Consider the following 1,028-nt stretch of genomic DNA (forward strand, 5'->3'; position numbering starts at 1 on the left):
CACATCCACACCACCGCGGGCAAGCTGGCGGATCTTCAGCGACGCATCGAAGAAGCCACCCACGCCGGCTCCGCGCGGGCGGTGGAAAAGCAGCACGCCAAGGGCAAGTTGACCGCCCGGGAGCGGATCGACCTGCTGCTGGACGAAGGATCCTTCGTCGAACTGGACGAGTTCGCACGGCACCGCTCCACCGACTTCGGCATGGCCTACTCCCCCGCCATCACCGACTTCACCGTCATGGTCGACCAGACCTCCCACATGTTCATCACCGGCCCCGACGTCATCAAGACCGTCACCGGCGAGGACGTCGGCTTTGAGGAGCTGGGCGGCGCCCGGACCCACAACGCCACCTCCGGCGTCGCCCACCACATGGCCGGCGATGAGAAGGACGCGGTGGAGTACATCAAGGCGCTGCTGTCCTACCTGCCCTCCAACAACCTCTCCGAGCCCCCCGCCTTCCCCGAGGAGGCCGACCTGGAGACCTCCGCGGAGGACCGGGAGCTGGATGCCCTCATCCCGGACTCCGCCAACCAGCCCTACGACATGCTCTCGAGGGCCACTCGGTGGGCATCGTCGCCAACCAGCCGATGCAGTTCGCCGGCACCCTGGACATCAAGGCGAGCGAGAAAGCCGCCCGCTTCGTGCGCACCTGCGACGCCTACAACATCCCCGTCCTCACCTTCGTGGACGTGCCCGGCTTCCTGCCCGGCACCGACCAGGAATGGGACGGCATCATCCGCCGCGGCGCCAAGCTGATCTACGCCTACGCCGAGGCCACCGTGCCGCTGATCACCGTCATCACCCGCAAGGCCTTCGGCGGCGCCTATGACGTGATGGGCTCCAAGCACCTGGGCGCCGACCTCAACCTGGCCTGGCCCACCGCCCAGATCGCCGTCATGGGCGCCCAGGGCGCCGTCAACATCCTCCACCGCCGCACCCTGGCCGCCATCCCACATCGTCCGCGGCCTGCGCACCCTCCGCAACAAGCGCGAACAACTGCCCCCCAAGAAGCACGGCAACATCCCGCT

General features: G+C 67.9%; 1 pseudogene. It reads left to right on the forward strand.

Annotated features, from left to right (window positions below):
* Nucleotides 1-3 precede the first annotated feature (3 nt).
* Nucleotides 4-1,028, forward strand: a pseudogene (locus IG84_RS40390) (acyl-CoA carboxylase subunit beta); the annotation flags it as partial.

Source organism: Streptomyces ochraceiscleroticus (assembly GCF_000720485.1).
In the GTDB taxonomy this organism is placed as follows: domain Bacteria; phylum Actinomycetota; class Actinomycetes; order Streptomycetales; family Streptomycetaceae; genus Streptomyces; species Streptomyces ochraceiscleroticus.